Genomic DNA, 12,189 nt, shown 5'->3' with positions numbered 1-12,189 from the left:
GATGTTGTATGAGGGAAAATTGTTTAAGGGGACGATTGTAGCGGATACCGTTGGACGGCGGTACCGCACATCCACATTCGGTTACAAGGTCAGCGAGCGCACCGGATCGGCATCGGGATCATAGCGCAGCGCGCAGATGCGCTGCACCAGCGCCGGCTTGGGCTGGGCCAGGTAGCCATCCTCGTAAGCCAGCACCCGCATGCCGTTGCCATGCAGCCTGACCTGTTCGAGCAGTTCGCCTGGCTGCAGCAGGAAATCCGGGCTGGACGGCCTGCCATATTGGCCATTGCCCGCCGCGAAAGTTTCATAAATCAGCATGCCGCCGGGCGCCAGCGCGTCCAGCAGCGGCGCCAATAGCGGCCGGTGCAGATAGTTGGTCACCACGATCCCGGCGAACCGGCGCCCGGCATACGGCCATGGCGCGCCGCTTTCCAGGTCATGCAGTTCGCAGCGGATGCCGGGCGCGGAACAGGCAGCCAGCGCCTGTTCGTCGCGGTCCACCGCCAGCACCGGATGGCCCAGTTCGGCCAGCAGGCGGGCATGGCGCCCGCTGCCGCAGGCCAGGTCCAGCACCTCGCCCGGCGGGATCAGCGGCGCGAAACGCCGCACCCAGGGCGAGGCGGCAGCCACGGGAGCATGCGCCGCCATCAGTTGTAGGACAGGCCCATGACTTCGCGCACGTCGCGCATGGTTTCCTGCGCCATGCGACGCGCCTTCTCGCAGCCGTCGGCGATGATGGCGCGCACCAGCGTCGGGTCGTCCAGGTATTGCTGGGCGCGCTCGCGCATCGGCTCCTGCTCCTTCAGCACCGCGTCGATCACGGGCTGCTTGCATTCCAGGCAGCCGATGCCGGCGCTGCGGCAGCCGGTCGATGCCCATTGCCTGGTCGGCTCGTCGGAATAGACCTTGTGCAGCTGCCAGACCGGGCAGCGCTCCGGCTCGCCCGGGTCGGTGCGGCGCACGCGCGCCGGGTCGGTCGGCATGGTGCGCATTTTCTTGGTGACCGATTCGCGGTCTTCCCGCAGGCCGATGGAATTGCCATAGCTCTTGGACATCTTCTGGCCATCGAGACCCGGCAGGCGGGACGCCTCGGTCAGCAAGGCGCGCGGCTCGACCAGGATCAGCTTGCGGCTGCCTTCGAGATAGCCGAACAGGCGCTCGCGGTCGATCATGGACAGGTTCTGCGCCTCGTCCAGCATCGCCCGCGCCTGCTCGATGGCGTCAGCGCTGCCCTTTTCCTGAAACTCGGTGCGCAGCTCTGCATAGAGACGGGCGCGCTTGCCGCCCAGCTTCTTCACCGCTTCCTTCGCCTTTTCCTCGAAATCCTTTTCCTTGCCGTAAATGTGATTGAAGCGGCGCGCCAGTTCTCTCATCATTTCAATGTGAGGCACCTGATCCTCGCCCACCGGCACCATGCTGGCGCGGTAGATCAGCACGTCAGCCGCCTGCAGCAGCGGATAGCCGAGGAAGCCATAGGTTGCCAGGTCGCGGTCGGCCAGCTTCTCCTGCTGGTCCTTGTAGGTCGGCACCCGCTCCAGCCAGCCCAGCGGCGTGGTCATCGACAGCAGCAGGTGCAGTTCTGCATGCTCGGGCACCTTGGACTGGATGAACAGGGTGGACTGCGCCGGGTCGATGCCGGCGGCCAGCCAGTCGATCACCATGTCCCAGGTGCTTTTTTCAATGATGCTCGGATCGTCGTAGTGCGTGGTCAGGGCATGCCAGTCAGCGACGAAAAACAGGCATTCATGCTCGGACTGGAGCTTCACCCAGTTCTTCAGGGCGCCGTGGAAATGGCCAAGGTGCATTACGCCGGTGGGGCGCATGCCGGAGACTACGCGATCAGGGTACATGTTGGTTCAGCTCAAAAGAAAAGTCAGGGGGGAAATCAGCGCCATCAGCGCGGTGTTGGCGACCATCATCACCGGCGCCATCCAGTACTTCAGGAAGCCCAGCATGGCCAGGCCCAGCACGATGAAGAAGCCATAGTTTTCCAGCTGCGCGTACTTGTAGGCATAGGGCGCGGGCAGGATGCTGGTCAGCACCCGGCCGCCGTCCAGCGGCGGCACCGGGAACAGGTTGAATGCGAAGATCACGAGGTTGGTCAGGATGCCGGCCTGCGCCATGCGCATGAAGTAGTCGCCGGCATCCATGAACATGCCGAAGACGATCACGGCAACCATCCACAAAAAGGCCATCAGCAGGTTGGCGCCCGGTCCCGCCAGCGCCACCCAGGCCATGTCGCGCTTGGGATTGCGCAGGTTGCGGTATTCCACCGGCACCGGCTTGGCATAGCCGAACAGGAAGGGACTGCCGACGAAGAACAGCACGATGGGAATGAGCAGCGTGCCTACCGGGTCGATATGCTTGGCCGGATTCAGACTCATGCGGCCTTCCATGAAGGCGGTATTGTCGCCGAAGTAGCGCGCCGCATAGGCATGCGCGGCCTCGTGCAGCGTGATCGCGAACAGGATGGGCAGCGCGTAGACGGCAAAGGTCTGGATCAGATTGTTCATCGCACGGATTTTAACAGAGGCAAATTGTGGGTCTGGCCAGCTCAGAGCCCGAACGGTGCGGCATCGCCCAGGCCCTGGCGCACCAGGATGGGCTCGCTGCCGCTCAGATCGATGATGGTGGTCGGTTCAAGCTGGCAGGCGCCGCCGTCGATGATGAGGTCGATCACCTTTTCCAGGCCATCGCGGATCTCTTCCGGGTCGGACAGCGGGTGTTCCTCGTCTGGCAGGATCAGGGTGGTGCCCAGCAGCGGCTCGCCCAGCTCTTCCAGCAGCGCCTGGGCAATGGCGTTGTCCGGCACGCGCAGGCCGATGGTCTTGCGCGACGGGTGGCTCAGGCGGCGCGGCACTTCCTTGGTGGCTTCCAGGATGAAGGTATAGGCGCCGGGCGTGGCAGCCTTGAGCAGCCGGTACTGGCGGTTGTCGACCCGCGAATACTGGGCGATCTCGCTCAGGTCGCGGCACAGCAGCGTCAGGTGGTGCTTGTCGTCGATGCCGCGGATGCGGCGCAGGCGGTCGACCGCGGCCTTGTCGTCGAGCCGTGTCACCAGCGCGTAACAGGCGTCGGTCGGCAAGGCGACGATGCCGCCGGACCGGATGATCTGGGCTGCCTGCCTGATCAGGCGCAGCTGGGGATTGTCTGGATGGATCTGGAAAAATTGGCTCATCGAATAAAAAAGGCGGAAGCTTCACGCCGCCGCCCTCCTGGAATGAAAATGACTGCCGACTCAGCGCATCCCGCGCAGCGCGGCGATGCGCTGCTCGATCGGCGGATGGGTCGAGAACAGGTCGAGGAAACCGGGCTTGTCATGGATGCCCAGCGTGGCAACCGATTCCGGCAGGTGGCTGGGCTCGACGCCGCCGAGGCGGGCCAATGCCTTGACCATCGGCTGCGGGCTGCCCAGCAGCTGTGCCGAGCCGGCGTCGGCGCGGAACTCGCGATGGCGCGAGAACCAGGCCACGATCATCGACGCGGCAATGCCGAACACGATCTGGCACACCATCACCGTGACCATGTAGCCGATACCGGGGCCGCTGTTGTTGTCGCGCGAGATCGCACGGTCGACCACGTAACCGACCACGCGCGACAGGAACACCACGAAGGTGTTGACCACCCCCTGCACCAGCGTCATGGTCACCATGTCGCCGTTGGCGATGTGCGCAATCTCGTGGCCCAGCACGGCCTCGACCTCGTCGCGCGTCATGCCCTGCAGCAGGCCGGTGGAGACGGCGACCAGCGCCGAGTTCTTGAAGGCGCCCGTGGCGAAGGCATTCGGCTCGCCTTCGTAGACCGCGACTTCGGGCATGCGGATGCCGGCCCGGTCGGACAGCTTCTGCACCGTGTCGAGCAGCCACAGCTCGGTGGAATTGGCGGGCGCATCGATCACCTGGGCGCCGGTCGACCATTTCGCCATGGGTTTGCTGATCAGCAGCGAGATGATGGAACCCGTGAAGCCCACCACTGCCGAGAACACCAGCAGCATCGGCAGGTTGAGCCCGGAGCCGGTCAGGAAGCGGTTCACGCCCAGCAGCGACAGCACCACGGACAGCACGACGAGCACCGCGATGTTCGTCGCCAAAAACAGGAAAATTCGTTTCATTGCTTGGTCTCCCCTTTGAACGCCCTGCATATGCGGCCGGGCGCCGGGCTCTTCAAGAGCCGGCGCCCGGCCGGAACCCAACTTCAGCCAACTTCAGATAACCCAGTCGTGCCAGACCGGTGTGACGCTGGATGGCAGCGGCGGCAGCGCGCCAAGGTCGACGCGCGACTCGCCCGGGCCATGGAAGTCCGAGCCGCGCGAGGCCAGGAAGCCGTAGCGCTGCGCGACCCTGGCATATTCGTCGTACTGGTCGGGCGTGTGGCTGCCGGTGATGACCTCGATGGCGGTGCCGCCCAGGTCCCTGAACTCGGAGAACAACGCATCGTAGGCCATCGGATCGAAATTGTAGCGGCCGGGATGGGCGATCACGGCGGTGCCGCCGGCCGCCCTGATCCATTCGACCGACTGCTGCAGCGTGGCCCAGCGATGCGGCACGTAACCGGGCTTGCCTTCGATCAGGTAATTGCGGAACACCGACGGCACGTCGCGGCAGATGCCGCGGTCGATGATGTAACGCGCAAAATGGGTGCGGGAAATCAGGTCCGGGTTGCCGGCATAGGCCAGCGCGCCCTCATAGGCAGCAGGTATGCCGGCCACAGCCAGCTGCTCGGCCATTTCGCGGGCGCGCAGCTCGCGGCCCGAGCGGGTGCGGGCCAGGCCGGCCAGCAGCACCGGGTTGCGCTCATCCACATGCAGGCCGACGATATGCACCGTCTGGCCGGCCCAGGTGATGGAGATTTCCACGCCGGGCACGAAAGGCAGGCCCAGCGATGCGGCGGCGACGCGCGCTTCGGCGATGCCGCCGACCTCGTCGTGGTCCGTCAGCGCCCAGACATCGACGCCGTGCGCCTTGGCGCGCGCCGCCAGCGACGCGGGCGCGAGTACGCCGTCGGACACATTGGAATGACAGTGAAGATCAAAGTTGCGCATGCGGTATCGGGACCAGGTTCTGCTTGGGAAGGCATGATTGTACGCTGGCGGTTGCGCGGCCGCTGGCACAGGAGCTTGTTATTGCTCTAAGCCAGAAAGCCTTCAATGATGTCGGCCAGGATCTCGGGCTGGTCATGATGCAGCATGTGGCCGGCGTTTTCTATCATGCGGGAAGTCACCTTCGGTATGGTGGCGATGCGGCGGTCGATTTCAAGCCTGGCCTCTTCCCGCGCGCCCATCCAGCGCCAGAGGTCGGTATCGCTGGCTTCCATGTACAGCGTGGGCGCTTCGATGCGCGCCCAGCAGGCCATGGTTTCGTCGCGCTGGTACAGCAGCGGGCTGATTCCCTTGTGGGCCGGATCGCCCAGGATTTCCCAGACGCCTGGCGCGGTTTCACGCGCCCAGTGGCCCGACAGGAAGGCGGCGCGCTCGTCGGAGAGGCGCGGATTGGTTTTCTGCAGCCGCGCCGCGACCTCGGCCTGGGAGCCATAGGACCGCATCGCCGGCGGCGTGCGCAATTCATTGAGCCATTTTTCGATGCGACGCGGCGCCTGTTCCGGGCGGCTGGTCGGCATGCCCACGCCTTCGAGGTTGATCAGCCGCGCAATCCGCTGCGGCCGCACGCCGGCATAGGTCGTCACCACGTTGCCGCCCATGCTGTGGCCGAGCAGGTTGATCGCTTCGTTCGGCGCATAGTGGTCGAGTATTGCGTCCAGGTCGCCCAGGTAATCGTTGAACCAGTAGGTGTCGGAATGGGCCGACTCGGTCAGCCCGAAGCCGCGCCAGTCAGGGGCGATCACATGCCAGTCCTTTTTCAGGCAGTCGACCATGAACTGGAACGAGGCGGACACGTCCATCCAGCCGTGCACCATGAACAGCTTGGGCGCGCCGGCGTCGCCCCAGTGCCGGACGTGGTAGCGCAGGCGGCGGATGGTCAGGAATTCGGAGCGGGATGGTTTCATGGTGAACTTGTGTCTGGTGTCTGGTGGGGAAAGAGGCGCCAAGCGATAATACGGTCGCTCTTCTGCCAACCTTGCCGAAAAGCAGCTCAAAAAGAACGATCGTTCGATAATTATAATGGAGACAGCATGATATCCGCCAGCAACAACGCTGCGCCCGCGACCGACGACTATGACACGCTCTACCAGGGCTTTCACTGGCACGTGCCGCCCGACTTCAACATCGCGCAGCTGTGCTGCATCCGCTGGGCAGGCGATCGGCAGCGCATCGCCATCCATTACGAGGATGATGCCGGCAATGCCGCGCGCCTGAGCTACGCCGACCTGCTGCGCGATGCCAAACGCCTGGCGCAGGTCATGCTCCGGCATGGCCTGACCCGCGGCGACCGGGTCGCCATCGTGCTGCCGCAGCGCCCGGAAACCGCCGTGGCGCATATTGCCTGCCATCTGATCGGCGCGGTCGCGATGCCGCTGTCCATCCTGTTCGGCCCGGAAGCGCTGGCTTACCGGCTGCAGGACAGCGCCGCTACGATGGCCATCGTCGACCAGGCAGCGATTGCGGCGATGAACGAGGTGCGCCGCGACTGCCCGGCGCTCAGGCGGCTGCTCGGCATACAGTGCGACAGCGAACTGGACTGGGCATCGGAACTGGCGGACTCGGACGGCAATCTGGAAGCGGTGGCGACCGGCGCACACGATCCGGCCATCCTGATCTATACCAGCGGCACCACCGGCGCGCCCAAGGGAGCCTTGCTGCCGCAATCGGCCCTGCTGGGCAACCTGACCGGCTTCGTCGCCTCGCAGAACTGGTTTCCGCAGCAGGGCGACGTGTTCTGGTCGCCGGCCGACTGGGCCTGGACCGGCGGCCTGATGGACGCCCTGCTGCCATCGCTGTATTTCGGCATGCCCATCGTCGGCTACCGCGGCCGCTTCTCGGCGGAAACGGCCTTCCGCCTGATGGAGAAATACGGCGTCACCAACACCTTCCTGTTCCCCACTGCGCTGAAGATGATGATGAAGGCGATCCCGGCGCCGCGCGAGCATTTCCGGCTGCGGCTGCGCGCCATCATGAGCGCCGGCGAAGCGGTGGGCGACGCGGTCTTCCACTGGGTGCAGGATGCGCTGGGCGTGACCGTCAATGAAATGTTCGGCCAGACCGAGATGAACTACATCGTCGGCAACAGCGCCGGTCGCTGGCCGGCGCGGCCGGGCAGCATGGGCCGGCCCTACCCCGGCCACCGGGTGGCGGTGATCGACGACGACGGCAATCCGGTGGCGCCCGGCGTGGTGGGCGAAGTGGCGCTGCACCGCACCGACATCCATGGCCATCCCGACCCGGTGTTCTTCCTCGGCTACTGGAATAATCCGCAGGCGACCGCGGCAAAGTACAGCGGCGACTGGTGCCGCACCGGCGATCTGGCCAGCAGCGATGCCGATGGTTATCTGTGGTACCAGGGACGGGCGGACGACATGTTCAAGGCCGCCGGCTACCGCATCGGCCCATCGGAAATCGAGAACTGCCTGGTCAAGCATCCGGCGGTGGGGAATGCGGCGGTGGTGCCCAAGCCGGACCCGGAGCGCGGCAATATCGTCAAGGCGTTCATCGTGCTGGCCGAGAATGCGGGCATTGCCGACGAGGCCGCCCGCCAGCGCCTCGTGGCGGAACTGCAGGAACATGTGCGGGGCAAGCTTGCGCCCTACGAATACCCGAAGGAAATCGAGTTCCTCGATGCGCTGCCCATGACCACCACAGGCAAGGTGCAGCGCAGGGTACTGCGCGAGCGGGAAGCGCAGCAGGCGACGCCGGCGGGCTGAAGTTCCGTTCCCTGGAACCAGCCGGCGCGGCGGGGACTACTTCTTCTCGCCGTTCTTGGCCTGGGCCTGTTCGGCCTCCTTGCGAATGTTCTCGCCCGCCTTTTCCATGCCGGCGCCGGCTTTCTCGGCCAGCTTGTTGATGCCTTCGGTGGCCTTGACCGCGGCCTGGTCGATCTTCTGGCCTACCTGCTCGGCCGGCCCTTCGGTGCGCGCCGTATCGTTGCGCTGGCAGCCCGCCAGCGCGGCCAGCAGCATGCCCAGCGCGATCGCCGAGGTAACTGGTGTTTTCATGTCGAACTCCCGATGTTTGTGCGTTGATCTGTACATTGCAGTGTAGCGTTGCCGCCGCAGCCCGCAATCCGCTATCAGCAGCCCAATTGCGCAAGCTCCAACTCGGAAAATCCGGCGGCGCGGCGCGCTTCCATGTTGAACGGCCCGCGCAGCGGCGGCGCCTTGTAGCGGCTGGCAAGCTCGGCGTAGGTCGCCACCGGCTCCAGCCCGCGCGCGCGGCACAGGTGGCCGTACCAGCGGTTGCCGATGGCCACATGGCCGATTTCGTCGCGCAGGATGATGTCGAGGATGGCGGCCGCTTCCAGGTCGCCGGCCTGGGCCAGCTTGGCCCGCACCGGCGGCGACGCATCCAGCCCGCGGGCTTCAAGCGTGCGCGGGACCAGCGCCATGCGGGCCAGCACATCGCCGGCGGTCTTCTCGGCCATGTCCCACAGGCTGTTGTGTGCGCTGAAGTCGCCGTAGGCATGGCCCTGCGTGGCCAGGTGCGCCGACAGCAGCGAGAAGTGATGCGCCTCCTCGGCCGCCACCTGCAGCCAGTCGGCGTAGTAATCGGCCGGCATGCCGGCGTAGCGCCAGATGGCGTCCAGCGCCAGGTTGATCGCATTGAACTCGATATGCGCCAGCGCATGCAGCAGTGCCGCCCTGCCCTCCACCGTGCGCATCGAGCGCCGCTGCACTGAAAGCGGCGGCACCAGTTGCGGCCGGGCCGGCCGGCCCGGCACGCCGGGCGGCGCGGCCAGTTCAAGCTCGGACGCAAGGCGCACAGTTCCCTGCAGCCAGCGCTGGCGCAATGCAGTGACGCCCGCTACCTTGCTGGCCGGATCGGCTTCGAGCAGCCAGTGCAGGGCAGCGGCGCGCAATTCCTCGTTGATGGCTTGTTCGGTGGTCGGTGAATTCATGGAGGCGGCGGTAAAATACGGCTCGTCAAAAACCTTCCATTCTACGAAAAATTCATGGCCATTTACCAATTGGGCGACCTCGTCCCTGACGTTCATCCGACCGCTTACGTAGCGGAAACCGCGACCGTGATCGGGCGGGTCAAGCTGGAGGCGCACACCAGCGTCTGGTCCAATGTCACGATTCGTGGCGACAACGACCAGATCACCATCGGCGAGAACAGCAACATCCAGGAATCGGCGGTGCTGCATACCGATCCCGGCTTTCTGCTGACGCTGGGACGCGGCGTAACCGTCGGCCATCAGGCAATGCTGCATGGCTGCACCATCGGCGACAACACGCTGATCGGGATTCAGGCGGTGGTCTTGAATAACGCGAAGATAGGCCGCAATTGCCTGGTTGGCGCCGGTGCGCTGGTCACGGAAAACAAGGAGTTTCCGGACAATGCGCTCATCATCGGTTCGCCTGCCAAAGTGGCGCGGATACTTTCGGACGAGGAAGTCGCCGGCCTTCAACGCCCCAGCGCCGGTTATGTACAGCGAGCGCAGGACTTCAAGACTAGCCTGAAGCGAATCGACTGATGACAGATACCCTGCAGAAATTCATGTTTGAAGACACGCCTGTGCGCGGCGAGCTGGTGGAGCTTTCCGACACCTGGCGCGAGATCCTTTCCCGGCGCGACTATCCGCGCCCGGTGCGCGCGCTGCTGGGCGAGATGCTGGCAGCCGCGGCGCTGCTGTCTGCCAACCTGAAGTTCAATGGCGCGCTGGTGATGCAGATCCATGGCGACGGCCCGCTGCATCTGCTGGTGGTGGAATGCGATGCCGAGCTGAAGATGCGCGCCACCGCCAAGCTGGCGCCGGATGCGGTGGTGGCGGACGACATCACGCTGACCGAACTGGTCAACCGTAACGGCAACGGCCGCTTCGCCATCACGCTCGACCCCAAGGACAAGTTGCCCGGCCAGCAGCCCTACCAGGGCATCGTGCCGCTGGACGGCGGCTCGGTGGCGGTGATCATCGAGAACTACATGATGCGTTCCGAGCAGCTCGACACCAGGATGTGGCTGGCGGCCGACGACCAGGTGTCGCGCGGCCTGCTGCTGCAGAAGCTGCCGACACAGGGCGGCGTGGGCGCGCCTTCGTCCGACGATGCGCTGGAAGCCTGGGACCGCACGGTGATGCTGGCCTCGACGCTGCGTCCGGACGAACTGCTGAGCACCGATATCCAGACGGTGATGCGGCGGCTGTTCTGGGAAGAGACGATACGGGTATTCGATCCGCTGAGCCCGGCCTTTCACTGCACCTGCAACCGGGAACGGGTGGGCAACATGCTGAAGATGCTGGGCCAGGAGGAAGTCGAGGCGGCGATTGCAGAGGTCGGCCATCTGGCCATCGACTGTGACTTCTGCGGGCAGCATTATGACTTCGACAAGGTCGATTGCGCGCAGCTGTTTGCGGCCGAGTCGACCGTGGATGCACTGCAAACGCCAGGGCCGAGCCGGCATTGAAAAGGCGGCGTTTTCGTGCTCATCGCAGGGTGCAATAGCCGGAGGGTATCCACAGTGGGCGGTGAGACGATAAGGGAATGCCGAGCTTGCCGTGATTGACAATCCGCGGAATGCCCCTGCGGGGTTATTCCGCCCTACGCAACCGTAGACGTTGTAGGGTGCAATACCCGAAGGGCATTGCACCGCGGGCCGTGGAACGACAAGGGAATGCGGAGTTCTGCCGTGATCGACGGTCTGCGGAATGCCCCTGCGGGGTATTCCGCCCTACGAGGGTTGGACAGGGTGCTTGATCCAGATAAAAGGCGCCATGCTTGATGGCGCTTTTTTTACTGCTGCTTCTTGCGCGGCGGCGGTTTCTTCACCGGCTTCACCGGCGCCGCCACTTCCTGCAGCGGCGGGCTGGTGTTCGGATCAAGGATCTGCACGAAGATCTCGTTTTCCTTGATCATGCCGAGTTCATAACGCGCCCTCTCCTCGACCGCGCCGGTGCCCTCCTTCAGGTCCTGCACTTCCGAAGCAAGCTTGCCGTTGCGTGCCCGCAGTTCGTCATTCTTCCTTTGCGCGGCGAACACCTGCTGGTCCAGGTCCCAAACCCTGAGCCATCCGCCCTTGCCCAACCAGAGCGGAAACTGAACCAGGATGAGCAAGGCCGCAAGACTAAACAGAATCAGACGCATGGACGCACTTCGCAAGTATCAGCCGGCGGCACGCACCGCCGGCGGGGGCGGGTTACTTCAGGTTGTAAAACGCTTCGCGGCCAGGGTAGCTGGCGATGTCGCCCAGGTCTTCCTCGATGCGCAGCAGCTGGTTGTACTTGGCCATGCGGTCCGAACGGGACATCGAGCCGGTCTTGATCTGCAGCGCATTGGTGCCGACGGCGATGTCGGCGATGGTCGAGTCCTCGGTCTCGCCCGAACGGTGCGAGATCACCGCGGTATAGCCGGCGCGCTTGGCCATTTCGATCGCGGCGAAGGTCTCGGTCAGGGTGCCGATCTGGTTGATCTTGATCAGGATCGAGTTGGCGATGTCCTTCTGGATGCCTTCACGCAGGATCTTGGTGTTGGTGACGAACAGGTCGTCGCCCACCAGCTGGATGCGCTTGCCCAGGGTCTTGGTCAGCGTGGCCCAGCCGTCCCAGTCGTTTTCCGCCATGCCATCTTCGATCGAGATGATCGGGTATTTGTCGCACCAGGTCGCCAGCAGGTTGGTGAAGTCCGACGACGACAGCGCCAGGCCTTCGCCGTCCAGGCGGTACTTGCCGTCCTTGTAGAACTCGGAAGCGGCGCAATCCAGGCCCAGCGCAATCTGGGTGCCCGGCTCGTAGCCGGCCTGCTCGATGGCCTGCAGGATCAGCTTGATCGCCGCTTCATGGTTGGCGACCGACGGGGCGAAACCGCCTTCGTCGCCGACCGCGGTGGTCAGCTTGTTCTCGTGCAGGATCTTCTTCAGCGTATGGAACACCTCGGCGCCGTAGCGGATCGCTTCGCGGAAGCTGGGCGCGCCGACCGGGATGATCATGAATTCCTGCAGATCCAGGTTGTTGTCGGCATGGGCGCCGCCGTTGATCACGTTCATCATCGGCACCGGCATCTGCATCGAACCCGAACCGCCGAAATAGCGGTACAGCGGCAGGCCGGCTTCCTCGGCAGCCGCCTTGGCCACGGCCATCGACACGG

14 protein-coding genes are annotated in these 12,189 nt (G+C 64.7%); 3 read left to right on the top strand and 11 right to left on the bottom strand.

The annotated features are described in order from the left end of the window. Positions 1-81: 81 nt before the first annotated feature. The 7 genes from IGW04_RS12885 to IGW04_RS12855 all read right to left on the bottom strand — a co-directional run bounded on the left by IGW04_RS12885 (position 82) and on the right by IGW04_RS12855 (position 6,003). Positions 82-648 (bottom strand): class I SAM-dependent methyltransferase, encoded by a 567-nt coding sequence (locus IGW04_RS12885; protein ID WP_194713490.1) that lies wholly within the window; start codon positions 646-648, stop codon positions 82-84. Next, a complete protein-coding gene (locus IGW04_RS12880; RefSeq protein ID WP_194713489.1) occupies positions 648-1,850 on the bottom strand; it encodes a tryptophan--tRNA ligase in 1,203 nt (400 codons plus the stop codon). The genes IGW04_RS12885 and IGW04_RS12880 overlap by 1 nt, the downstream gene beginning before the upstream one ends. Positions 1,851-1,856: 6 nt before the next feature. Then, on the bottom strand, positions 1,857-2,513 hold the full coding sequence (locus IGW04_RS12875) for a site-2 protease family protein (protein ID WP_194713488.1): 657 nt from the start codon (positions 2,511-2,513) through the stop codon (positions 1,857-1,859). Between the two features lie 41 nt (positions 2,514-2,554). Beyond that, positions 2,555-3,178, bottom strand: coding sequence for an L-threonylcarbamoyladenylate synthase (locus tag IGW04_RS12870; RefSeq protein ID WP_194713487.1), 624 nt, complete (start codon positions 3,176-3,178; stop codon positions 2,555-2,557). 60 nt (positions 3,179-3,238) lie between these two features. After that, entirely contained in the window at positions 3,239-4,111 is an 873-nt protein-coding gene (gene htpX / locus IGW04_RS12865; RefSeq protein WP_194713486.1) for a protease HtpX, read from the bottom strand. Positions 4,112-4,204: 93 nt separating this feature from the next. Next, entirely contained in the window at positions 4,205-5,041 is an 837-nt protein-coding gene (locus IGW04_RS12860) for a 3',5'-nucleoside bisphosphate phosphatase (protein ID WP_194713485.1), read from the bottom strand. Positions 5,042-5,127: 86 nt separating this feature from the next. After that, on the bottom strand, positions 5,128-6,003 hold the full coding sequence (locus IGW04_RS12855) for an alpha/beta fold hydrolase (protein WP_194713484.1): 876 nt from the start codon (positions 6,001-6,003) through the stop codon (positions 5,128-5,130). 126 nt (positions 6,004-6,129) lie between these two features. Here IGW04_RS12855 and IGW04_RS12850 point away from each other — a divergent pair, with 126 nt between their 5' ends. Beyond that, positions 6,130-7,815 (top strand): acyl-CoA synthetase, encoded by a 1,686-nt coding sequence (locus IGW04_RS12850; RefSeq protein ID WP_194713483.1) that lies wholly within the window; start codon positions 6,130-6,132, stop codon positions 7,813-7,815. A 36-nt stretch (positions 7,816-7,851) separates the two neighbouring features. On the opposite strand, the gene IGW04_RS12845 is transcribed toward IGW04_RS12850, so the two are convergent. Together IGW04_RS12845 and IGW04_RS12840 are read right to left on the bottom strand one after the other, a co-directional pair. After that, on the bottom strand, positions 7,852-8,106 hold the full coding sequence (locus IGW04_RS12845; protein ID WP_194713482.1) for a hypothetical protein: 255 nt from the start codon (positions 8,104-8,106) through the stop codon (positions 7,852-7,854). 74 nt (positions 8,107-8,180) lie between these two features. After that, positions 8,181-9,005: a ferritin-like domain-containing protein gene (locus tag IGW04_RS12840; protein ID WP_194713481.1), complete on the bottom strand. Its 825-nt coding sequence runs from the start codon at positions 9,003-9,005 to the stop codon at positions 8,181-8,183. 54 nt (positions 9,006-9,059) lie between these two features. Here IGW04_RS12840 and IGW04_RS12835 point away from each other — a divergent pair, with 54 nt between their 5' ends. Both IGW04_RS12835 and hslO read left to right on the top strand, forming a co-directional pair. Next, complete coding sequence (locus IGW04_RS12835) at positions 9,060-9,584, top strand: gamma carbonic anhydrase family protein (protein ID WP_194713480.1); 525 nt, start codon at positions 9,060-9,062, stop codon at positions 9,582-9,584. Continuing rightward, on the top strand, positions 9,584-10,513 hold the full coding sequence (hslO, locus tag IGW04_RS12830; RefSeq protein ID WP_194713479.1) for an Hsp33 family molecular chaperone HslO: 930 nt from the start codon (positions 9,584-9,586) through the stop codon (positions 10,511-10,513). The genes IGW04_RS12835 and hslO overlap by 1 nt, the downstream gene beginning before the upstream one ends. A gap of 326 nt (positions 10,514-10,839) precedes the next feature. On the opposite strand, the gene ftsB is transcribed toward hslO, so the two are convergent. Next, positions 10,840-11,190, bottom strand: coding sequence for a cell division protein FtsB (ftsB, locus tag IGW04_RS12825; protein ID WP_194713478.1), 351 nt, complete (start codon positions 11,188-11,190; stop codon positions 10,840-10,842). A gap of 52 nt (positions 11,191-11,242) precedes the next feature. Further along, on the bottom strand, positions 11,243-12,189 hold a 947-nt coding region (gene eno / locus IGW04_RS12820; RefSeq protein ID WP_194713477.1), incomplete at its 5' end, for a phosphopyruvate hydratase.

The sequence above is a fragment of the Noviherbaspirillum soli genome (genome assembly GCF_015352955.1).
In the GTDB taxonomy this organism is placed as follows: domain Bacteria; phylum Pseudomonadota; class Gammaproteobacteria; order Burkholderiales; family Burkholderiaceae_D; genus Noviherbaspirillum_A; species Noviherbaspirillum_A soli.
The sequence above is the reverse complement of the archived record's forward strand: the minus strand, read 5'-3'. Positions and strand labels throughout refer to the sequence as shown.

Coding starts and splice junctions, on each gene's coding strand:
- IGW04_RS12885 (WP_194713490.1), bottom strand. CDS start 648: ATGGCGGCGCATGCTCCCGTGGCTGCCGCCTCGCCCTGGGTGCGGCGT.
- IGW04_RS12880 (WP_194713489.1), bottom strand. CDS start 1,850: ATGTACCCTGATCGCGTAGTCTCCGGCATGCGCCCCACCGGCGTAATG.
- IGW04_RS12875 (WP_194713488.1), bottom strand. CDS start 2,513: ATGAACAATCTGATCCAGACCTTTGCCGTCTACGCGCTGCCCATCCTG.
- IGW04_RS12870 (WP_194713487.1), bottom strand. CDS start 3,178: ATGAGCCAATTTTTCCAGATCCATCCAGACAATCCCCAGCTGCGCCTG.
- htpX (WP_194713486.1), bottom strand. CDS start 4,111: ATGAAACGAATTTTCCTGTTTTTGGCGACGAACATCGCGGTGCTCGTC.
- IGW04_RS12860 (WP_194713485.1), bottom strand. CDS start 5,041: ATGCGCAACTTTGATCTTCACTGTCATTCCAATGTGTCCGACGGCGTA.
- IGW04_RS12855 (WP_194713484.1), bottom strand. CDS start 6,003: ATGAAACCATCCCGCTCCGAATTCCTGACCATCCGCCGCCTGCGCTAC.
- IGW04_RS12850 (WP_194713483.1), top strand. CDS start 6,130: ATGATATCCGCCAGCAACAACGCTGCGCCCGCGACCGACGACTATGAC.
- IGW04_RS12845 (WP_194713482.1), bottom strand. CDS start 8,106: ATGAAAACACCAGTTACCTCGGCGATCGCGCTGGGCATGCTGCTGGCC.
- IGW04_RS12840 (WP_194713481.1), bottom strand. CDS start 9,005: ATGAATTCACCGACCACCGAACAAGCCATCAACGAGGAATTGCGCGCC.
- IGW04_RS12835 (WP_194713480.1), top strand. CDS start 9,060: ATGGCCATTTACCAATTGGGCGACCTCGTCCCTGACGTTCATCCGACC.
- hslO (WP_194713479.1), top strand. CDS start 9,584: ATGACAGATACCCTGCAGAAATTCATGTTTGAAGACACGCCTGTGCGC.
- ftsB (WP_194713478.1), bottom strand. CDS start 11,190: ATGCGTCTGATTCTGTTTAGTCTTGCGGCCTTGCTCATCCTGGTTCAG.